16 protein-coding genes and 1 other RNA gene are annotated in these 20995 nt (G+C 69.2%); 11 read left to right on the top strand and 6 right to left on the bottom strand.

Going from position 1 to position 20995, the window contains the following annotated elements; translation table 11 throughout:
• Positions 1–95 precede the first annotated feature (95 nt).
• Positions 96–2930, bottom strand: a complete 2835-nt coding sequence (locus ABE85_RS16700; RefSeq protein ID WP_067277000.1) for a TonB-dependent receptor — start codon at positions 2928–2930, stop codon at positions 96–98.
• A gap of 384 nt (positions 2931–3314) precedes the next feature.
• Between ABE85_RS16700 and ABE85_RS16695 the strand changes: the two genes are divergently transcribed.
• The 3 genes from ABE85_RS16695 (at position 3315) to ABE85_RS16685 (ending at position 7221) form a co-directional block, all read left to right on the top strand.
• The gene (locus ABE85_RS16695; protein ID WP_197507039.1) at positions 3315–4562 is read left to right on the top strand and encodes a cyanophycinase; all 1248 of its coding nucleotides are present in this window, start codon (positions 3315–3317) and stop codon (positions 4560–4562) included.
• Positions 4563–4699: 137 nt separating this feature from the next.
• On the top strand, positions 4700–6163 hold the full coding sequence (locus tag ABE85_RS16690; protein ID WP_067276994.1) for a serine protease: 1464 nt from the start codon (positions 4700–4702) through the stop codon (positions 6161–6163).
• Positions 6145–7221, top strand: a complete 1077-nt coding sequence (locus tag ABE85_RS16685) for an FHA domain-containing protein (RefSeq protein WP_067276992.1) — start codon at positions 6145–6147, stop codon at positions 7219–7221. The genes ABE85_RS16690 and ABE85_RS16685 overlap by 19 nt, the downstream gene beginning before the upstream one ends.
• 3 nt (positions 7222–7224) lie before the next feature.
• Here the strand turns inward: ABE85_RS16685 and ABE85_RS16680 are convergent, their stop codons facing one another.
• The 4 genes from ABE85_RS16680 to ABE85_RS16665 form a co-directional block, all read right to left on the bottom strand.
• Entirely contained in the window at positions 7225–8325 is a 1101-nt protein-coding gene (locus ABE85_RS16680; protein WP_067276982.1) for an acyltransferase, read from the bottom strand.
• A gap of 118 nt (positions 8326–8443) precedes the next feature.
• Positions 8444–8911, bottom strand: a complete 468-nt coding sequence (locus tag ABE85_RS16675; protein ID WP_067276974.1) for a GNAT family N-acetyltransferase — start codon at positions 8909–8911, stop codon at positions 8444–8446.
• Positions 8912–9008: 97 nt separating this feature from the next.
• An RNA gene (gene rnpB / locus ABE85_RS16670) (RNase P RNA component class A) lies at positions 9009–9344 on the bottom strand.
• Between the two features lie 58 nt (positions 9345–9402).
• Positions 9403–10374, bottom strand: a complete 972-nt coding sequence (locus ABE85_RS16665) for a Gfo/Idh/MocA family protein (RefSeq protein WP_197507038.1) — start codon at positions 10372–10374, stop codon at positions 9403–9405.
• A gap of 213 nt (positions 10375–10587) precedes the next feature.
• Here ABE85_RS16665 and ABE85_RS16660 point away from each other — a divergent pair, with 213 nt between their 5' ends.
• The 3 genes from ABE85_RS16660 to ABE85_RS28780 all read left to right on the top strand — a co-directional run bounded on the left by ABE85_RS16660 (position 10588) and on the right by ABE85_RS28780 (position 14877).
• A complete protein-coding gene (locus ABE85_RS16660; RefSeq protein WP_067276968.1) occupies positions 10588–11808 on the top strand; it encodes a multidrug effflux MFS transporter in 1221 nt (406 codons plus the stop codon).
• Between the two features lie 87 nt (positions 11809–11895).
• On the top strand, positions 11896–12873 hold the full coding sequence (locus ABE85_RS16655; protein ID WP_082938681.1) for a carbonic anhydrase: 978 nt from the start codon (positions 11896–11898) through the stop codon (positions 12871–12873).
• Between the two features lie 177 nt (positions 12874–13050).
• Positions 13051–14877, top strand: coding sequence for a methyl-accepting chemotaxis protein (locus tag ABE85_RS28780; protein WP_067276965.1), 1827 nt, complete (start codon positions 13051–13053; stop codon positions 14875–14877).
• Positions 14878–14969: 92 nt separating this feature from the next.
• Here the strand turns inward: ABE85_RS28780 and ABE85_RS16645 are convergent, their stop codons facing one another.
• Positions 14970–15578: a TetR/AcrR family transcriptional regulator gene (locus ABE85_RS16645; protein WP_067282913.1), complete on the bottom strand. Its 609-nt coding sequence runs from the start codon at positions 15576–15578 to the stop codon at positions 14970–14972.
• 317 nt (positions 15579–15895) lie between these two features.
• Here ABE85_RS16645 and ABE85_RS16635 point away from each other — a divergent pair, with 317 nt between their 5' ends.
• From ABE85_RS16635 to ABE85_RS16615, 5 genes are all read left to right on the top strand, one after another.
• Positions 15896–17014 (top strand): MBL fold metallo-hydrolase, encoded by a 1119-nt coding sequence (locus tag ABE85_RS16635; RefSeq protein WP_082938679.1) that lies wholly within the window; start codon positions 15896–15898, stop codon positions 17012–17014.
• Between the two features lie 390 nt (positions 17015–17404).
• Positions 17405–17833: a division/cell wall cluster transcriptional repressor MraZ gene (gene mraZ / locus ABE85_RS16630; RefSeq protein WP_067282905.1), complete on the top strand. Its 429-nt coding sequence runs from the start codon at positions 17405–17407 to the stop codon at positions 17831–17833.
• A gap of 5 nt (positions 17834–17838) precedes the next feature.
• A complete protein-coding gene (gene rsmH, locus ABE85_RS16625; RefSeq protein WP_067276957.1) occupies positions 17839–18855 on the top strand; it encodes a 16S rRNA (cytosine(1402)-N(4))-methyltransferase RsmH in 1017 nt (338 codons plus the stop codon).
• A complete protein-coding gene (gene ftsL / locus ABE85_RS16620) occupies positions 18852–19178 on the top strand; it encodes a cell division protein FtsL (RefSeq protein WP_067276954.1) in 327 nt (108 codons plus the stop codon). Before rsmH ends, ftsL begins: the two co-directional genes overlap by 4 nt.
• Positions 19175–20995 carry a penicillin-binding protein 2 gene (locus ABE85_RS16615; RefSeq protein WP_082938678.1) on the top strand — a complete coding sequence of 607 codons (1821 nt, stop codon included), beginning with the start codon at positions 19175–19177 and terminating at the stop codon, positions 20993–20995. Before ftsL ends, ABE85_RS16615 begins: the two co-directional genes overlap by 4 nt.

Here is a 20995-nt window from a genome sequence, read left to right as displayed (position 1 = left end):
GGTTGGGGACGGCTGGTCGCGGGGTTCTGGCGCTTGACGCCAGGGCCCTGCGACCTGGCGGCCAACGCTCTGGCCGCGGCAGGTAGGCGTCCTCCTTAGAACCGGTACTGCGCGGACAGGTAGAAGAACCGTCCCCGTGGATCCGTGTAGCTCGGGTCATAGCCAGAGATGAAGAAGTAGGCCTGGTTCGAGAACGGCGGCGCCTTGTCGAACAGGTTCTTCACCCCCGCCCGGAGGGTGAGGGCGGAGGTGGCATCCCACCCGCCCGACAGGTCCCAGAGCGAATACGCCTTGACCTTGTTCTTCCCGACGATGAGCCCGGTGTTGGTATCGATCGCCGAGTTCTGATCGTCGTACCCGCTGTAGAACGTGTTCGCGAGGTTCACGCTCCAAGGCCCGCGCGACCAGTCGAAGTTCAACCGATGCCGCCAGCGTTGCACGACGCCGTCGGTGACGAAGCGTCCCAGGTCGCTCAGGTAGGGATCGCCGTTGCCCGTCTGCTTCTTCGAGCTGAGCGTCAGCGTCCCCACCAGCTTCACGCCGAAGCGTCCCCAGTCCGTGCCTGGCGAGCGGTACTGCAGCGTGAAGTCCAGCCCCGATGCCTTCTGCTTGCCGCGATTTTCCTTGTGCAGCTCGATGTAGCAGATTTCGGAATCGGTCGGGTCGTAATCGCATCCGGCGAGGCCTTCATCTTCGTTGTAGCGATGCACGAGCGGCTCGTACTTGTCGAGGTTGGCGAGGATCACGTCGTCGCCGATGGTGCTGATCAGGTTGCGCTTCTCGATGTGCCAGTAGTCGACACCGACGCTGATCTCCGGCGTCGGATCCGTCAGCACGCCGATCGAGAACTGACGCGACTTCTCCGGCTTGAGGTTCGGGTTCGAGTAGGTCCGCGTCTCGAAGTTGTTGGCGCAGAAACCGAGGTCGTTGTCGTTCTCGCGCATGCAGACGGGATCGGGCAGCGTCGCGGTTTCGCCCGTCTTCACCGAGCGGTACAGGTCGTTCATCGACGGCGCGCGGAAACCGGTCCCCGCCGAGGCGCGGAAGGTCAGGTTGTTCATCGGGGCGTAGCGCACGCCGATCTTGGGATTGGTCGTCGCGCCCACCTTCTGGTAGTGGTCGTGCCGGAGCGCGAACTGCAGTTCAATCTGCCTGGTGATCGGCGCCAGCAGCTCGCCGTAGGCCGCCCAGACCTTGCGCGAATTGCTGGTGAACTGCGCGTCGCCCGGCGTCGGGTCGCCGAGGATGTTGTCCGAGATCAGCAGGTCGCTCGCCGCCGAGCTGGACTTCTCGCGCCGCAGCTCCGCGCCGATCGCGATCGCCAGGTCGCCGCCGGCGAGCTTGGTCAGGCTGCGGGTCGCCTTCATGTCGAGGCTGTCCATCGTGCCCCGCGCGCTGCGCACCGTCTGGTTGATGTTGTTGTCGCGCAGGAAGGCGAGCCCCGCGGCGCTCGACGGTCCGAACGGATTCAGCAGGCCGTCCGCATAGGCCTGGTAGGTTTCCTCGTAGGGCAGATAGCCGCGCACGTCGCGGTCGGAGACGCGATTGACGCTGTGGTTGAAGCCCCAGTCGTAGTCCCAGGCGCCCACCGTGCCGGTCATGCCGACGACGACGCGGCTGCCGGTGCTGATCAGCTCGCTCGCGCGCGGTCCGGCCTCCAGCATGCGGGTGCGCACGGTGATGAGCCGGTCGTCCGGCAGCGCATCGCCCAGGCCCGTCGCCGCCAGCGCCGGGATCATCGACACGTCGAGGTCGGCGTCGATCCGGTTGCTGGTGCCGACGTACCAGCTCTTGCTGCGCGTGTACGCGGCCTCGACGAAGGCCTCGTGCCGGTCGCCGAGCTTGAGCACGCCGCGGCCGAGGAAGCTGCCCTTGTCCGTCTTCGGATACAGCTCCAGGTCGCGCATGTAGTCGTAGGTGCAGCCGTCGACGCCGCCGATGCCGTCGGGCAGGTAGAGCGTGTGCGGCGGCTGGCAGTTGGGCGCGCTCAGGTTGATCTGGCTCGAGGTGATCGGCTTGCCGTTGATCGTGAAGCCTTGCGACTGGAGGTAGTCGCGCTGGTCGCCGCTGAGCCGGATGTTGCCGGGGAAACCGGCCGACGACAGCAGGTGCGGCAGCCGTTCCGGGATGCGCAGGTCGGAGATGAAGTCGCGTTGCGAGGTCCGCAGCGCGCCGGTCTTCTGGAAGTCCAGCACGCCCATCACGTTGAAGCCGTCGCGCTCCAGGTCGCCGTGGCCGGCGGCGATGGACGCGGTGCGCTTGCTGGCGCCGCCTTCGCCGGTCTTGCCGCCGTAGACGTCGAGCTGCACGCCCTGGTAGTCCTTGCGGGTGATGAAGTTGACGACGCCGCCGATCGCGTCGGTGCCGTAGATCGCGGAGGCGCCGTCGAGCAGCACCTCGACGCGCTCGATGGCGGCGGCGGGGATGTTGTTCAGGTCGACGCCGTTGTCGTCGCCGGGCGAGGCGAAGTTGGCCATGCGCCGGCCATTCAGCAGCACCAGCGTCGACGACGTGCCCAGCCCGCGCAGGTTCGCCGAGTTGAAGCCCATCTGATCGCGGAAGCCGCCGGTGCCGATGCTGACGCCGTCGGTCAACGCATTGCTCATGGCCGAGACCGTCGCCATGATCTCGGCCGCCGTGGTGACACCGGCCTTGACGATGTCGTTGCGGTTGATCACCTGCACCGGCAGCGCGCCCTCGTCGGCGATGCGCTTGATCGCGGAGCCGGTGATCTGCACGCGCTGCAGCTTCTGCGCGGCCTGTGGCGCCGCTGCCGCAGGCGCCGATGCGGCGGACTCCGGCGGCGCGACCTGCGCGTGCGCGGCGCTGCACAGCGCGATCAGCGCCGCGCCCGCGCAGACGCGGGGCGCGAACGGCGGGCGAGGCGTGACGGGCGGGAGGCGGCGGACGCGCGACGTGCGGAGGGTCATGGTGGGCTCCCTGGGGCCGATGAGGGGGTGGCTCTGTCGGACCAGTCTAGGGAGCGGACCGTCACGGACAAGGGTGATGACCCGCGACAGTCGCGACGAAGCAACTGACCTGTGACCAATGGTCACCCGTTGGAGGGTGGGGGACGCTATGGTGGTGTGAGAAGCCGCCCCGCGCGGCGGGAGGCTCTGACGATGTTCGATCGCTGTCTGCTGCGCCACGCTGTCGGCGCGCTCCTGTTGACCTTCTCCGTGCTGCCGGCGTTCGCCGCTCCGCCGGCCACATCGGCGCCGCCCCGGCCCGCGACCGCCGCAAAGCCCGCGGCTACTCCTGCGGCCACCCCTGTCGCCGCCCCCGCTTCCGCCGTGCAGGCAACGACTGGCCCCTTGGCCGACGTCCCCATTAAAGGCCACGCGATGGCCATCGGCGGCGCGCTGAAGGCGGACAACGACGAAGTCTGGAACCGCCTGATCGCGCTGGCCGGCGGACGCGGCGCGCGTTTCGTCGTGTTCGGCACCGCGGCCGAGGATCCCGAGGCCAGCGCCAAGCAGGTCGTCGAGCAGCTGCAGCGCCGCGGCGCGATTGCCGAGGCGCTGCCCGTCGCGCCCAAGTTCTCGTGGGTCGACCTGAGCAAAGTCGTGCGCGACGCCGCGCTGATCGCCAAGGTGCGCAACGCCAAGGGCATCTTCTTCACCGGCGGCTCGCAGGAGCGCATCGTCGACGTGCTCTATCCGGGCGGGCATTCGACGCCGATGCTGGACGCGATCTGGGAGGTCTACCGCAAGGGCGGCGTCGTGGCCGGCACCTCGGCCGGCGCCGCCATCATGAGCACGGTCATGTTCCGCGACGCGCCCAGCGTCATCAGCATCCTCAAGGGCCAGTGGGAGGAGGGCAAGCAGATTGACCGCGGTCTGGGCTTCGTCGGGCCGGGACTCTTCGTCGACCAGCATTTCCTCAAGCGCGGGCGCTTCGGCCGCATGGTGCCGTTGATGCTGGCCAAGAACTACCAGCTCGGGCTCGGCGTCGACGAGAACTCCGCCGCCGTGATCCGCGGCGACGAGGTCGAGATCATCGGCCACAAGGGCGCGCTGCTGGTCGATCTGAGCGAGGCGTCCTCGGACCGCAAGCTCGGCGTCTTCAACCTCAAGAACGCCCGGCTGACCTACCTCGACCACGGCGACCGGATGAACCTGCGCACGCGCGGCGTCACGCCGTCGGCGGTGAAGCTGCGCGGACAGAAGCTCGAGCCCGGCGCGCCCGACTACAAGCCCTACTACACGCTGCCGCAGTTCTACACGGACATGCTGGGCGACTCCACGATCTCCACGGCCATGTCCATCCTGATCGACAGCGTGCAGCCCGAGTTCCGCGGCCTGAGTTTCGAGGCCGCGCCCAAGGCCGGCGACACGCTGGCCGACCTGGGCTTCCTGTTCCGGCTCTACAAGGGGCCGGGCAGCATCGGCTGGAGCACCGATGAACTCGGCCCCGAGGACTACACGGTGGTCAACCTCTACCTGGACGTGACGCCGGTGCGCATGCCGCTGCCGCTGTTCGGTCCCTGGCCCGGCGAGGCCCGGCCGAAGCAGCCGGCGGCCGCCGAAGAGCCTCCGGCCGGCGAGCGACCGCAGCAGTGAGAGACCCGGTACGGGCGGTGCGGTCAGCGCCGCCCGTCGGTGCCGCTGGTCAGGCCGTCCGGCATCCCGATTGCTGGCGGGCTGGGCAAAGCCGCTAGCATGCGGCGTCCGTCGATCTTCTCCTGGAGTCTCCTGCGTTGTCGCGAAAACCTCTCACCCCTGGGCGTGCCGCCGCCGGGGCGGTCCTGCTGCTGCTGATCGCGGCACTGGGCCTGCCCGCCGCGGCGCAGACACGCCCCGCGCCGGTGGCGCCGGCCTCGCCCGTCGTGCCGACGTCCCCGGTCGTGCCGCCCGGCGCGCCCGCCGTCGCCGCCAGCCAGGCGGCGTCCTCGGCGCCGGTTTCGGCCAGCGCCCGCCGGCTCTACGACCGCAGCCGCTCGCAGCTGCTGCAGGTCCGCACGCTGTACAACGGCAGCCAGGCCTCGGTGGGGTCGGGTTTTGTCGTCAGCGACCAGGGCCACGTCATCACCAACTACCACGTCATCAGCCAGCACGCGCTGGAGCCGGAGCGCTACCGCCTCCAGTACCAGACGCCCGAAGGCGACGGCGGTGACATCGAGCTGCTGGACTTCGACGCGCGTCGCGACCTCGCGCTGCTGCGCATCGTGGGCAAGGGCGACGCGGGAAAGGGCAGCACCCCCGATCCCAAGAACGTGATCGCGCGCATGACGGCCACGCCGCTCGTGTTCCGCAAGGCCGAGCAGCCCCTGGCGAAGGGCGAGCGCATCTACTCGATGGGCAACCCGCACGACGTCGCGTTCGCCGTCGTCGAGGGCACCTACAACGGTCTGGTCGAGCGCAGCTTCGACCCGTTGATCTACTACTCCGGCTCCATCAACCCCGGCATGAGCGGTGGTCCGGTGATCGACGAGGACGGCGAGATCGTCGGCATCAACGTGTCGACGATGATCTTCGCGCAGCAGATGAGTTTCCTCGTCCCGGCGGAGCATGCCGCCGCGCTGCTCGCGCGCAGCCGCAACGCCGCGCCGATGAAGGGCGCCGCCTGGCCCAAGCTGCGCCAGCAACTGATGGCCTACCAGGACGAGCTCTCGCGCAACTTCCTGGCGCAGCCGTGGCGCACGATGACGCATCCGCGCTACCGCTTCCCGATCCCGCAGGAGGAATACATGCGCTGCTGGGGCAGCGGGTCCTCCGCCGACGAGCAGGGCCTGCAGATGCAGCGCACGCAATGCCGCATGGAGCATGCGCTGTTCATCAGCGAATCGCTGCAGACCGGCTACTTCGGCGTCACCGAGGAGGTCTACGACGGCAGCAAGCTCGGCGCGGTCCGCTTCTCCGCGATCTATTCGGCGAGCTTCCGCAACGAGCGCCTGGGCGGTCCCGACCGCGACCGCACCGCGCCGTACTGCAAGGAGGACTTCGTCCAGCAGAAGGACGGTCCGCCGCTGCGCGCCGTCGCCTGCCTGCGCGCCTACCGCAAGCTGGAGGGCCTCTTCGACCTCACCGTGCTGGTCACCAACGTGGACGCCTCGACTGAAGGCGCCCTCGGCCGATTCGACGCCCGCGGCGTCAGCTTCGCGAATGCCACCAAGCTGACGCGTCACTATCTCCAAGGATTCGCATGGACCACGCCGCGGTAATCGAGATCGTCGACCGGGACGGTCATTGCCGGGAAGTGCACCGGGTGCGCGCGTGGCCGCTGCGCATCGGGCGGTCGCCGGATTGCGACCTCGTGCTGTCCGACCCGCACCTGGCCGGCGCGCATGCGCTGCTGCACTGGGACCGCGGCGAGCCCGTGGCCGAGCGCAGCGACGAGACCCTGGACGAACCGTCCGCGCCCCTCGCGCCCGCGGCGCCCGCCCCTGGCGGTCCGGTGCTGGAACTGCTCCCCAGCCAGAACGGCGGATGGCTGGACGGACGCCGGCTCGCGGCGGGCAGCCGCGCGGCGTGGCCGTCGTCGGCGCTGCTGCAGATCGGCACCACGCGGCTGCGCTTGCGCACCGCGCTGGATCCGCTGCCGGCCGAGAAGCCGATGAACCGCGCCGACGAGCCCGTCAAGCGGGATGCGCGGCCGTCGTGGGCACTGCCCGCCATGCTCGCGCTCTGGGCGCTGATGCTGTGGGGCGCCAACTGGGCGGCCAGCGACGGCTCGGCGAGCTGGGTCGACACGGTGAGCGCGCTGCTCGCGCCGATCGGCGTGGCGCTGATCTGGTCGGCGCTCTGGGCGCTGGTGACGCAGCTGTTCCGTCACTGGTTCGCCTTCGGTGCCCACCTGTGGCGGGCGCTGGTCGCGACGGTCACGATGCAGCTGCTGGACCTGCTGCTGCCGCTGGTGGCCTACATGCTCAATGTCCCGCGCCTGCTGGCGCTGGAGCCCGTGATCATGTCCGTGGGCGCCGCGCTGCTGCTGTGGTGGCACGCCACCGTGGTGTGGCCGCGCGCGTCGCGTCGCGTCGCGGTGGGCATAGGCGCGATGTGCGTCGTCGGCCTGGTGCTGACGGTGGGACGGCGCTCCGAGCAGCAGTACTGGCTCGGCCCGAACTACATGGCGACCTTGGCGCCGCCGTCCTTGCGCCTGGCATCGCCGAAGCCCGTGGACAGCTTCATCGACGGCATGGACAAGCTCGAGGCGCCGCTGCTGAGACAGGCCGAGAAGCGCAACGAGCAGGCCGGCGGCAGCGGCGACAACGAGGAGTGATCCTCAGCCGGTGGTCACCGTCGCCGGCGCCATGCGTGGCGCCGTGCGGCGGCGCAGCCACGCGACCACCGGCAACTCCAGCCACCGCCCGATGAGCCAGCCGCCGACGACGGCCGCCACGACGGCGATCGCGAAGGTCACCGCTTCCGGCAGTGCGCGGTAGAGGCCGGCCTTCGCCAGGAGCGCGAGCACGATGTTGATGAGCAGGCAGTGGGCAAGGTACAGCGAGTACGACACCGCCCCGAGCCGTGCCAGCGCTGCGGGCACGCGGACGGCGTTGCGCCGCTCCATGGCCACGAGCGTGCCCAGGACCAGCGCCGAGGCCAGCCCCAGCGCGACGCGCCCGCCGAAGGCATGCGCCCCCTGCGGCCCGAGCCGTTCGTAGAGCACGGCGGCGACGAAGGCCGCGCCCACCAGCCATGCCTGCCGGGGGATCAGCGGCAGCGTCGCGCGGCGCGCGACCAGCCCGGTGGCGACGCCCATCAGGAACTGCAGGCAATGCGGATCGCCGAGCTTCAGGGGCAGGGCGTCCGGCAGCGCGCCGAAGGCTTGCGCCACGACGAGCGCGGCCCACAGTCCGTACACCGCGAGCCCGCCGCGCAAGTGCAGCAGCAGCACGCAGAAGCTCAGGTAGAACAGCACCTCGTATTGCAGCGACCAGGCGACGCCGACGTACTCCGGCTCCTTCGCGCCTATCCACAGCAGCAGCGTGCCGGGGAGGTCGTCGCTGCCGAGTTCCGAGACCGGCGTGCGGCCGGCCAGCAGCCGCGACAGCATCGAGGGCCCGGCGGTCATCGCCAGCACCAGCCAGTAGATCGGGAACACACGCACGAAGCGCTTCCACAGGTAGCCGGGCCAGCGCGCCGCGCCGCGGCCCAGTTCCGCGTGGTGGACGAAGGTGATGATGAAGCCGCTCAGGACGAAGAAGAAGTCGACGCCCACGTAACCGAAGTCGAACACGCCGCCCAGCGCGATGTGGCCGGTGAACTGCGGCACGCGCATGAGATGCGTCGCGTGCATGAGCACCACCGCCAGCGCGGCGAGCGCACGGGCCGCCTCGATGGAGGCCAGCTTCGGAGCAGGGGAGTGGGCGGTCGGGGCCATGAGGCGGCGGCACGTCGGCGGGAGCCAGGACAGCCTCGCACGGTACGGCGGCATCGCGCCTCGCGTTCATCCGATGTCCCCCGGGACGGGGGAACCCCTGCAGGGGACAGCGTCGTCTTCAGCTGGCCGTCAGCCGCTTTTCCATGAAGACGGAGAGCGGGTCCTCGGCATAGCTGCCGAAAGGCGCGCGACGGTCATAGCCCAGGGTCTCGTACAGCTTGAGCGCCTCCGGCTGGTGCACGCCGGTCTCCAGGCGCGCCAGTCCGATGCCCTGTGCCCTGAGATGGGACTCGAGCTCTTCCATCAGCACCTTGGAAATGCCGCGTCCCCGGAAATGCGGTTGGACGAATACCCGCTTGATCTCGCCGTACGGGACTTCGGCGTCGTCGACGACCTTCACCGCCGCGCAGCCGGCCAGCCATTCCGCCAGCCACACGCCAATGAAGCGCACGCGCGGCTGGGCCAGCGCCTGCGGGTCTTCCAGGTGGTTGCTCTCGCTCGGGTAGAGGGCCGCCATGTACGCGTCCGACTGCGCCAGCAGGGACAACGCGGCGGGGCTGTGGGGGTCCAGAGGTTCGATCTGCATGACCCGAAGGTAGCAACCGATGTGCCCAGACGCGTGGGATCCGCGAAAGACCCTGCAAAGTTCTGCAAGCCAATGTTCGCCTGCAGGGTTGTCATAAGTGTGAAGCAAGCCGATAGGCCGGATTCTGTGCACGGATCGTCTTGCGAGTTTCCGCGTGACCGCCATTCATCTGGGCCGGGCATCACTGCCCGGCTCGGTGCCACCTACCCGCCAGCTCTGCGAGCCGCATCGACGCTGGCCTACTTGGTGTTGCTGCGCGTAGAGATTGCCCGTTTCACCCGATGCGGACTTGCGTCCGCACCGACTCGTCTCTGTTGCTCTGATCCTCGGCTTTCGCCGGGCAGCCGTTAGCTGCTACGCCGCTCTATGCAGTCCGGACCTTCCTCCAGTGCCGTGTTTCCACGATCGCACCAGCGGCGGTCTGGCTTGCTTCACAGGGGAATTTTACCCCGCGGCAGAGGGCGCCCAGAGGAGGCCGCTCCCGGAGGCGCTCAGGGCTGACCGGCCAGCACCCCTTCGATGGTCTTCTGCACGGCCAGCGCCTCGGCGAAGCCCGGCAGGCTGTGCGAGTGGCCGTCCAGCATCGCCGACCAGTGGTGGAGCTGATCGTTCATGCCGTTCATGCGCAGCGTCTCCGCGTCGCCCATGCTCTGCACGCGTTCGCCCTGGCGCTGCTGCGTGACGCCGAACCAGTCGCGCAGCTCGATCTCGCCTTCGCTGGCGCGCCACAGCATGCGGTTGTCGTCGGCGCGGTCGCCGCCCAGGCTCGCGCTGATCGTCACCGGCACGCCGGCGGCGACCAGTTCCGCCTCCACCGCGAGTTCGGAGCCGATGCCGTCGGCGGGGTAGTCGACCCGGCTGCGCACGACCTTGGCCGGTCCCAGCACCCGTTGCAGCACGAAGATGAAGTGCGACAGCACCTCGCGCGAGAACCCGCCCTCCGCGCGCTGCGACAGCCACGCGCCGGCGCCGGCCTGCCACGGGCGCGGCCAGGCGGCGAAACGCAGTTCGATGCTCACGCCGTGGAGCGCGCCCATCGGGCGCCGCGATCCCGCGCCGAAGGCCAGCTGCAGCTGCGCCAGTCCGGTGGACGAGGCCAGCGAGTAGTTGACCGCCGCCCGCTGCCGCTCGCGCTCGATGCGCTCGATGCAGGCGCGCGCGGCCTCGAAGTCGGTGGTCAGCGGCTTCTCGCACAGCACCACGAGGCCGGCGTCGAAGGCCTGCTCCGTCAGGTCGATGTGCGGCCCCGGCGGCGTCGCGATGTAGAGGCCGTGCAGGCCCGGCTCGCGGATCAGCGCCTCGGCGCTGGTGGCCGCGCGCAGCAGCGGGTAGTGGACCAGCGCCTGCGCCAGCACCTCGGGGTTCTGGTCCCAGACGCGGGTCACCCGCAGCCGGGCGTGCCCGGCCAGACGGGCCAGCATCCGCTGCCCCATCACGCCCAGTCCGACCAACCCAATGCTCAATACGCCTGGCACCACGTTCCCCGCCCGAAGTTCCGCAAAAGTCCCGCAGTGTAGGGGCCCCGCTACACTGCCGGTCATCGCAGGGGCCGTCCGGGCGGCCCGCGCACGTTCCACCCGCAAGCGGCGTTCCCGGTCGGCATGACTGCGGGTCCCGCCGATTGCCCGGGGTTATCGTCGACAGCTTCCGCCCGCACGCTCGCACCGCACCCACGCATGAACCCCGAAGCCAGCCAACTGTGGCGCGCCCCGCGCTGGGCCCTCGCCATCCTGCTGGCCGCGCTGGCCACGGTGGGGCCGTTCTCGATCGACACCTACATCCCCGCCTTCGCCGGCATCGCCCAGGCGCTGGACGCCACGCCGATCGAGATGCAGCAGACGCTGTCGGGCTACCTGCTCGGCTTCGCGGTGATGAACCTGTTCCACGGCGCGCTGTCGGACAGCTTCGGCCGCCGACCGGTCGTGCTCTGGGGCATGGCCGTGTTCGCGCTGTCCTCGATGGGCTGCGCGCTGGCCGGCAGCATCGGCCAGCTGGTGTTCTGGCGCACGGTGCAGGGGCTGTCGGCGGGGGCGGGCGTCGTGGTCTCGCGCGCCATCATCCGCGACATGTTCCCCCCGTCGGAAGCGCAGCGGGTGATGTCGCAGGTGACGATCTTCTTCGGCCTCGCGCCGGCGATCGCGCCCATGATCGGCGGCTTCCTCTACGTGCACGCCGACTGGCACGCCATCTTCTGGTTCCTGGTCTTCGTCGGCGCGCTGCTGTTCGCGGTCACCTGGCGCCTGATGCCGGAGACGCTGCATCGCGACCATCGCCAGCCCTTCCACGTGGGATCGCTGCTGCGGGGCTACCGCTCGCTGGTCGGCAGCCGCCGCTTCCTGCTGCTGGCGCTGGCCAGCGGCATCCCGTTCAACGGCATGTTCCTGTACGTGCTGGCGGCGCCGGTCTTCCTGGGCGAACACCTGGGCCTGGCGCCGACGCAGTACTTCATCTTCTTCCTGTTCAGCATCGGCGGGATCATGGGCGGCGCCTGGCTCAGCGGCCGGCTCGCCGGCAAGATCGCGCCGCGCAAGCAGATCCGGCGCGGCTTCCTGATCATGGGCTTCACGTCCGTGGCCAACATCGTGTGCAACCTGACGTTGCCGCACAGCCCGCTGTGGGCCTTCCCGCTGATCAGCAGCTTCGCGTTCGGCTGGGCGCTGATGGTGCCGGTGGTGACGCTGCTGGTGCTGGACCAGGCGCCCGAGCGCCGCGGCATGGCCTCCTCGCTGCAGGCCTGCATCGGCAGCGCGGCCAACGGCCTCGTGGCGGGCGTGCTGGTGCCGCTGGTGATGCATTCGATGCTGGCGCTGGCGGTGACCTCCGCGGCCATGATGTGCATCGGCCTGGTGGCCTGGACCTGGGTCAAGCGCGAGGTGTCGGCGGCGCCGCCCGCGTGACATCAGGACACCGGGCGACCCTCAAGATGCCCGGCCAGGCTCCGAAATAGAAGAGCGATCCTTCTGTCGCTCGCGGAGCCCCTTTTCATGTTTGACCGTCCCGGACCCCGTGCCTTGCTGCCGGCGGCCCTCTGCCTGTTCCTGCTGATGCCCGGCGCGCTCCGCGCTGCGGAGCCCGCGCCGGCGCCCGCTCCGAAGGGCGAGGCCTCCAGCGAGCAGCTGCGTGATCGCCTGGCCGACCGCCTGAAGGAAGACGCCGCCGCGCTCAAGCTCAGCACCAAGCCGGCGGGAGCGGCCGGCGGCGCCGCCGACGTGAAGACCGCCAACCCGGTCGACCTGCGCGCCCGCCGCTCGGCCAAGCCCGCCGGGGCAGCATCAGCGGCGAAGTCGTCGACCCCGTGGTCCTACACCGGCGAAGGCGCGCCCGACAAATGGGGCCAGTTGCAGCCCGAGTTCCGCCAGTGCGCGATCGGCACCCGCCAGAGTCCGATCGACCTGCGCGACACGATCAAGGTCGACCAGGAGCGCATCCAGTTCGACTACAAGCCCAGCAGCTTCTCGGTGGTCGACAACGGCCACACGATCCAGGTGAACGTGGCGGCGGGCAACACGCTGACGATCATGGGCCGCCGGTACGAATTGCAGCAGTTCCATTTCCACCGCCCGAGCGAAGAGCGCATCAACGGCCGCCAGTACGACATGGTGGCCCACCTCGTCCACAAGGATGCCGAGGGGCGCCAGGCCACGGTCGCGGTCCTGCTGGAACGGGGCCAGGACCAGACGCTGATCCAGACGGTCTGGAACTACCTGCCGCTCGAACGCGGCGACACCTACACGGCGCCGGTCCCCATCGACCTCACGCAACTGCTGCCGCGGGACCAGGCCTATTTCTCGTACATGGGCTCGATGACCACGCCGCCTTGCAGCGAGGGCGTGCTGTGGCTGGTGCTTCGTCAGCCGGTGCAGCTCTCGTCGCAGCAGATCTCGGTGTTCTCGCACCTGTACCCGATGAACGCCCGTCCGCTGCAGGCGCAGTCGGGCCGCCTGATCAAGGAATCGAACTGAGCCAGCGAGGGGCAGAGCCCTTCGACACGCAGACAGACTGAGCCGCGGAAAGCACTGTTTCCGCTTTGGGCCGAGGCCGTGACCACCGTCACGCCTCGGCCTTCTTCTTGGTGTAAACCCTTGGTTTGTGGTAGCGCTACCCGCACAATGCCGGCCTCCTCCCCCAGGATTCCCACCATGTTGAAGACCATCAAATCGCGCCTGATCGCCATCAGCATCCTGATCGTCGTGGCGGCCGTGGCGCTCGCCACTTTCGCCAGCTACTGGGCCGTGCGTGATCACGCGCGCCGTCAGGTGCAGGCCCAACTGACCGATCTGGCCACCGCCAACGCCGCGGGTGTCGCCGCCTGGGTGAAGACGCAGAAGGACGTGGTCGCCGCGATGGCGCCGGCTGCTCAACTCGAGGATCCGCGCCCCGTGCTGACGCAGGCGCTGCAGTCGGGCCGGCTGGATCTGGCCTACGTCGGCGGCGCGGACAAGCGGATGATCTCCATCCCTGACCGCCAGCGCCCGGCGGAGTACGACCCGACCGGGCGCGGCTGGTACAAGCTGGCGTCCGGCACGGACCAGCCGGTGATCACGGCGCCCTACGTGGCGGCGTCGAGCAAGAAGCTGGTCGTGACCTTCGCCAGCGCGGTGCGCGCGGGCGGCGAGCTCAAGGCCGTGGTCGGCACGGACGTGGCGCTGGACGACATCGTCGCGACGATGAAGTCCATCAAGCCGACCGCGAGCGGTTTCGCGATGCTGCTGGACAAGCAGGGCACCGTGATCGCCCATCCGGACGCGGCGCTGACGCTGAAGCCGGTGAAGGACCTGTCCGCCGCGATCGACGGCGCGCTGCTGTCGACCGCGCACGGCGACGAACCGACGCTGGCCGAGGTCGGCGCCGGCCGCTTCTTCCTGAAGGCCGTGGACGTGCCCGGCACGGACTGGGTGCTGGTCGCCGCCGCCGAGCGCAACGAGGCCCTGGCCGCACTGTCCGACGTGCTGCGCAACGCGGGCCTGACGATGCTGGTGGTGACGGTCGTGGCGGCGCTGGTCGCCGCTGCGGCGGTCGGCGCGCTGCTGAAGGGCCTGGCCGGCATCAAGCGCGCGATGAACGACATCGGCGCCGGCGAGGGCGACCTCAGCCAGCGCCTGCAGGTGCGTGGCGAGGACGAGCTCGCCGACATCTCGCGCGGCTTCAACCAGTTCGTCCACAAGATCGAGCAGGTGATGCTGCAGGTGCGCGAGACCAGCCAGTCGATCGCGGTCGCGTCGCGGCAGATCGCCGCCGGCAACCATGACCTGAGCCAGCGCACCGAGGAGACGGCCAGCAACCTGCAGGAGACGGCGAGCTCGATGGAGGAGCTCAACAGCACCGTGGCCAACAGCGCCGCGAACGCCGATCAGGCACGGCAACTGGCCGACACCGCCAGCCGCGTCGCGCGCCAGGGCGGCGAGGCGATGGGTCAGGTGGTGTCGACGATGCAGGAGATCAGCACCAGCTCGCGGCAGATCGGCGACATCATCGGCACGATCGACGGCATCGCGTTCCAGACCAACATCCTGGCCCTGAACGCGGCGGTGGAAGCCGCTCGCGCGGGCGAGCAGGGCCGCGGCTTCGCGGTGGTCGCCAGCGAAGTGCGGGCGCTGGCGCAGCGTTCGGCCGGCGCGGCCAAGGAGATCAAGACGCTGATCACCGCGAGCGTCGAGCGCGTGGACACCGGCGCACGCCAGGTGTCCTCCGCGGGCGAGACGATGAACGAGGTGGTCGGCAGCGTGCAGCGCGTGGCGCAGATGATCGGCGAGATCAGCCACACCGCGCAGGAGCAGAGCCACGGCATCGGCCAGGTGAACGTGGCCGTCGCGCAGCTGGACCAGGTGACGCAGCAGAACGCATCGCTCGTCGAGGAATCGGCGGCGGCCGCGGAGAGCCTCAAGGACCAGGCGCAGAAGCTGGCCGACGTCGTCGGCACCTTCCGCCTCAGCGGCTCGTCGTCCACGTCTACGACGACGTTCTGATCTCCGCCCTTCTTACCCCCTCTCCCGCTTGCGGGAGAGGGAAGGGGTGAGGGCCAGCGGCCTGCGCAGTACGGCGACGCCGGGCGCGCTGTTCAGCGCGCGGGATCGACCGCGTGGAAGCGCAGGAACATGTCGGTCGCCGAGTCGGCCACCTGCCGCTGCTGCGTCGTGTCCAGCGGCGGCTGTCCCATCGTGATCTGCGGCCAGAAGGCAAAGCCCTTCACCAGCGCCTGCAACTGCGCCGCGGCAAAGGCCGGATCGCCTTCCTTGAGCCGGCCGTCCGCCATCGCCGCGCGTATCCACACCGTCAGCGCCTCCTCGCGACCGCCCAGCCGGCACAGCATCTCCCGCGCCCGCTGCGGCGCGTGGATCGCCTCGGCGATCAGCACCCGCGCCAGGTCCAGGAACTGCGGGTCGTCGCTCATCGCGAGCTTCTGCTCGACCAGCGACAGCAACTGCTCCCGCAGCGGACGGTCGGCGCGGTAGGTCAGCTTCAGCTTGGCCTCGGTCGCGACCCAGAGCCGCTCCAGGATCGCGTCGAACAGCGCGTCCTTGCCGCTGAAGTGGTTGTAGACGGTGCGCTTGGAGACCTGCGCCCGACCCGCGATACGGTCCATGTTCGCGACCTCGAACCCATGCTCGCGGAACTCCGCGATCGCCGCGTCCACGATCGCCTGGCGCTTGCGGTCGGTCAGCCGCATGCGCTCGGCCTCGCCGATGGCGGCGAGTTCCTCGGGGGCAAGCGGCTCTGGCAGGGGGCTGGCGGCGTCGGAAGTCATGGGATCAATCTTACACCGGGGAGTTTACTTTTCGGATTCGAGCGTCTAGACTGCCGAAAAACTACACTGTGTAGTGCAAGTTTGATGCAAGTTCCGGTGCAAGCATTCCAATGAGTCCTCAGCCTTCCCGACCCTCCGTCGCTCGCACCGTCCGCGCGCTGCCGCGCTCGTTCAACGCCATGAGCAGCGTTGCCGCCGTCCTGATTGTTGGAGCCCTTGCCATGACCGCTTCCCGTGTGATGTCCTCGCCCGCCGTGGTGCCCTCGAACGGGGTGTCCGCCCCTGCGCCGGAGGGCACCCAGCCCGCCATCGAGCAGTCGCCCCAATGGGCGAAGGGCCAGTTCCACAACCCGGCCGTGGAGCCCGAGCAGGGCTTCTGGAAGACGATGGGGATCATGTGGGACTTCATGTTCCACAAGCCCGCCGGCACGGCGCCGGACGCCCCCATCGAAGTCCAGGCGCTGACCAAGGCGCAACTGCTGGCCGCGCCGGACCGGACGCTGTTCCGCCTCGGCCATTCGACGGTCCTGCTGAAGCTGCGCGGCCGTTTCTGGCTGACGGATCCGGTGTTCTCGGAGCGCGCCTCGCCGTTTTCCTTCATGGGCCCGAAGCGCTTCCACGCGCCGCCCATCGCGCTCGACGAGCTGCCTGAGATCGAGGCCGTGATCCTGTCGCACGACCATTACGACCACCTCGACCACGACACCGTGCTGGCGCTCGCGCCCAAGGTGCGCCACTTCGTGACGCCGCTGGGCGTGGGTCAGCGGCTGATCGACTGGGGCGTCCCCGCGGCCAAGGTGCAGCAGTTCGACTGGTGGCAGGGCACCTCGATCGCGGGCGTGCAACTGACCGCGACGCCGGCGCAGCATTTCTCGGGCCGCAGCCTGAGCGACCGTAACTCCACGCTGTGGGCCTCGTGGGTGCTGATCGACGACGACCTGCGCGTCTTCTTCAGTGGCGACACGGGCTACTTCGACGGCTTCAAGGCGATCGGCGAGCGCTTCGGCCCCTTTGACCTGACGCTGATGGAAACCGGCGCCTACGACCCGCGCTGGCCCTATGTCCACATGCAGCCGGAGCAGACCATGCAGGCGCACGTCGACCTGAAGGGCAAGCGCCTGCTGCCGATCCACAACGGCACGTTCGACCTGGCGATGCACCGCTGGCAGGACCCGTTCGAGCGCATCAGCGCGCTGGCGCGCCTGCGCAACGTCGAGCTGGTGACGCCGGTGATCGGTTCGCCGCTGGCGATCGAGCAGCCTGGGCCGACGCCGCAGTGGTGGCAGGGCGTTACCGCCGCTTCGCCGGTTTCCGCGACGCCTGAACGGCCGGCATCGGCTTCCGCCGCGACGCCCTGACTTCAAGTCACCGTTTCCGGTCCGCTTTCCCCTTCAAAAGCCCGGCCTCGCCGGGCTTTTTGCATGGCCCCCACTTTTCCGCCACTTCCGGGCGGTTTCAGACCGATCCAGGCGGGGTGGGGGCGCGGCAGCGCCCCCACATCGGTGCATCGGTCGGGTGCCTCTGTCCCGGTTTCAGGCGGGTACGACGACCGGTTTGAGTTGATCCATCACTTGCACAGCACTTCTTAAGTCCTTGCTTTTGAACGACTTTTATTTCGCGCGCTGGCTTGAAAATGGGAGCTAAGTAATTGATTTGATTGGGAAAAACGCCAAATTACCTTGACCGGGGTCGACCTCGCCATTAAAGTGGGAGAAAGTGCAATTCGGTGGGGCAAAGTGGCGAATGTCGTGTTTCAGGGGGCGAGTGCCTTGGCGTTGGACGCCAAGGGGCGCTTGACCGTCCCTGCCCGGCACCGCGAGGTCCTGCAGGCGCTGTGCGGCGGCCAGCTCACGCTGACCAAGCACCCCGAAGGCTGCCTGATGCTCTTCCCCCGCCCCGCCTGGGAACAGTTCCGCGACAAGGTCGCCGCGCTGCCCATGTCCGCCGCGGGCTGGAAGCGCGTCTTCCTCGGCAACGCCCAGGATGTCGAGATCGATTCCGCCGCCCGCGTGCTGATCGCGCCCGAGCTGCGCACCGCCGCCGGCCTGCAGAAGGACACGATGCTGCTCGGCATGGGCAGCCACTTCGAACTCTGGGACGCGCAAGCCTACGCCGCCCACGAGGCCGCCGTCATGCAGTCCGAGATGCCGGCCGTGCTCCAGGACTTCAGCTTCTGACCGACATGAGCGAGCAGTCCCCGTCCTCCGCCGCCCCCGCCTTCAGCCACACGACCGTGCTGCTGCACGAGACGGTGGACGGCGCCTTCACCCTCCCCGACGGCATCTATGTCGACGGCACCTACGGGCGCGGCGGCCACTCGCGTCTGCTGCTGTCGCGGCTGGGGGAGAAGGGGCGGTTGATTGCCATCGACCGCGACCCGGAGGCGGTCGCGGCCGCGACGTCCGGACAGACGCGGGTCGACGACCCGCGTTTCCACATCTGCCACAGCGCATTCGCCGACATGGCCGCGCAGCTCGACGCGCTGGGCGTGGACCAGGTCGACGGCATCCTGCTGGACCTGGGCGTGTCCAGTCCGCAGATCGACAACCCGGAGCGCGGCTTCAGCTTCCGCTTCGACGGCCCCCTCGACATGCGCATGGACACGACGCGGGGCGAAAGCGCCGCGGACTTCATCGCCCGCGCGGAGGTGGACCAACTTGCACAGGTGATCCGCGACTATGGCGAAGAACGGTTTGCTCTCCCGATTGCAAAGGCGCTTGTGGCTCGCCGGGAAGGCGGGCGCCCTGTCCGTACAACCGCCGAGCTTTCCCAAGTCGTGGCTGGTGCAGTCAAAACCCGCGAGCCGGGCAAGGACCCTTCGACGCGGACATTTCAGGCTCTACGGATATTCGTCAACGGTGAGCTTGAAGAGCTGCAGCAGGGGCTGAACGCCGCGCTGTCCAGGCTCAAGCCGGGCGGCCGGCTGGCGGTGATCAGCTTCCATTCGCTGGAAGACCGCATCGTCAAGAACTTCATCGCCGAGCACAGCAAGGAAGTGTTCGACCGCCGCGCGCCCTTCGCCGAACCCAAGCCGCAGCCGCTGCGCGCCATCGCGCGCATCAAGCCGAGCGAGGCCGAGGTCTCGGCCAATCCGCGCGCGCGCTCGTCCATCCTGCGCGTGGCCGAACGCACCGACGCGCCGCTGCCGCCGCCGGTCGCGGAAGCCACCGGCAAGCGCAAGAAGGGCGGTCGTCGATGATCGGCCGTCTGAACCTGCTGCTCATCGCCGCGGTGATGGTGTCCGGCTTCTACATGGTGCGCAGCGCCTACGACTCGCGCCGCCTGTTCACCGAGCTCGACCGCGCGCAGACCGAAGGCCGCCGGCTCGATGCCGACTACCAGAAGCTGATGGCCGACCGCCAGGCGCAGGCGACCAACCTGCGCGTCGAGCAGGTCGCGCGCGAGCGGCTGAAGATGCGCCCGGTCACGCCGGCCATCACCTTCAATCCCGACGCGCCGGCCATCGAGGCCAGCGGCGTGCGCGGTCGCGCGCAGGCCTCGGCACAGGGAGCAGCGCGATGATCGGCAAGCTCCGCAAGAAGCTGGGCAACAGCGCCCGCAATGCCTCGCGCAACGCCGCCAGAAACGGCAGCACGCGCGGCGTCAGCTATTCGAGCAGCCCGCTGCTGGCGTCGAAGACGCCGCCGTGGCGTTCGCGTTTCCTGGTCGCACTGGTGGGCCTCGCGTTCACCGGCCTGCTGGCGCGCGCGGCCTACATCCAGCTGATCGGCGAGGACTTCTTCCAGCGCCAGGGCGAGGCCCGCTACGCCCACAAGATGGAGCTGCCGGCCAGCCGCGGCAAGATCAGCGACCGCAGCGGCCAGGTGCTGGCCGCCAGCGTGGCCGTGCCGTCGATCTGGGCCTTCCCGAAGGAAGTCGACACCGACCCCGACAAGCGCCGCCAGCTCGCGAAGCTGCTCGACATGTCGCGCGCCGAACTCGACAAGCGCCTCGATCCGGCCAGCCGCTTCGTGTTCCTGCGTCGCCAGGCCGACGACGAGACCGCGCGCAAGATCAAGGAGCTCGGCCTGAAGGGCGTGTTCCAGGACCGTGAGTACAAGCGCCAGTACCCCGAAGGCGAAGCCGCCGCGCACATCGTCGGCTTCACCAACATCGAGGAGAAGGGCCAGGAAGGCATCGAGCTCGCATTCCAGAAGGACCTGCAGGGCCGCGACGGTTCGCGCTCGGTCGTGCGCGACCGGCTGGGCCGCGTCGTCGAGGACATCGGCGAGCGCGTGCCCGAGACCAACGGCAAGGACATCGAGCTGTCGATCGACGCGAAGGTGCAGTTCTTCGCCTACCAGCGCGTGCGCGACGCGGTGGCGGAGAACAAGGCCAAGGCGGGCTCGGTGGTCGTGCTGGACGCGCGCACCGGCGAGATCCTGGCGCTGGCCAACTTCCCCAGCTACGACCCCGGCCACCGGCAGAACCTGTCCGGCGAGCAGCTGCGCAACCGCGCGCTGACCGATGTCTTCGAGCCGGGCTCGACGATGAAGCCGTTCACGACCGCGCTGGCGCTGGAGACCGGCCGCGTGCGTCCCGACACGCTGCTGAGCACCGGTCCGCGCAGCGTGGTCATTTCCGGCTGGTCGCCGACCGACGCGCACCCGCACGGCGACCTGACCGTGACGCAGGTGATCCAGAAGTCCAGCAACATCGGCGCCGCGCGCATGGCGCTGATGATGCAGCCGCGCGAGATGCACGAGATGTTCACCGCGATCGGCCTGGGCCAGCGGCCGCAGATCGACTTCCCCGGCGCGGTGACCGGCAAGCTGCGCCCGTGGAAGAGCTGGCGCCCGATCGAGCAGGCGACGATGAGCTACGGCTACGGCCTGTCCGCGTCGCTGCTGCAGCTGGCGCGCGCCTACACGGTCTTCGCGCGCGAGGGCGACATCATCCCGATCACGATGACCAAGCACGCGGCCGACCAGCCGGTGAACGGCATCAAGGTCTTCAGCCCCAAGGTCGCCGCGGACGTCCGCGGCATGCTGCAGATGGCGGCCGGCCCGGGCGGCACGGCGCCCCAGGCGATGGTTCCCGGCTACAGCGTCGGCGGCAAGTCCGGCACGGCGCACAAGCAGGAAGGCAAGGGCTACGCGAGCCACAAATACCGTTCGTGGTTCGTGGGCATCGCGCCGATTTCCAAGCCGCGCATCATCGTGGCGGTGATGGTCGACGAGCCGAAGAACGGCCAGTACTTCGGCGGTGCCGTCGCCGGTCCGGTGTTCAGCCAGGTCGTGGCGCAGACGCTCAGATTGCTGGGCGAGCCGCCGGACCTCGACGTGAAGCCGCAGATCGTGGCGCAGCAGCGGCTCCAGGCCGTCGACGAGAGTTTCTGA

It is taken from the genome of Mitsuaria sp. 7 (assembly GCF_001653795.1).
Classification (GTDB): Bacteria; Pseudomonadota; Gammaproteobacteria; order Burkholderiales; family Burkholderiaceae_C; genus Roseateles.
The sequence above is the reverse complement of the archived record's forward strand: the minus strand, read 5'-3'. Positions and strand labels throughout refer to the sequence as shown.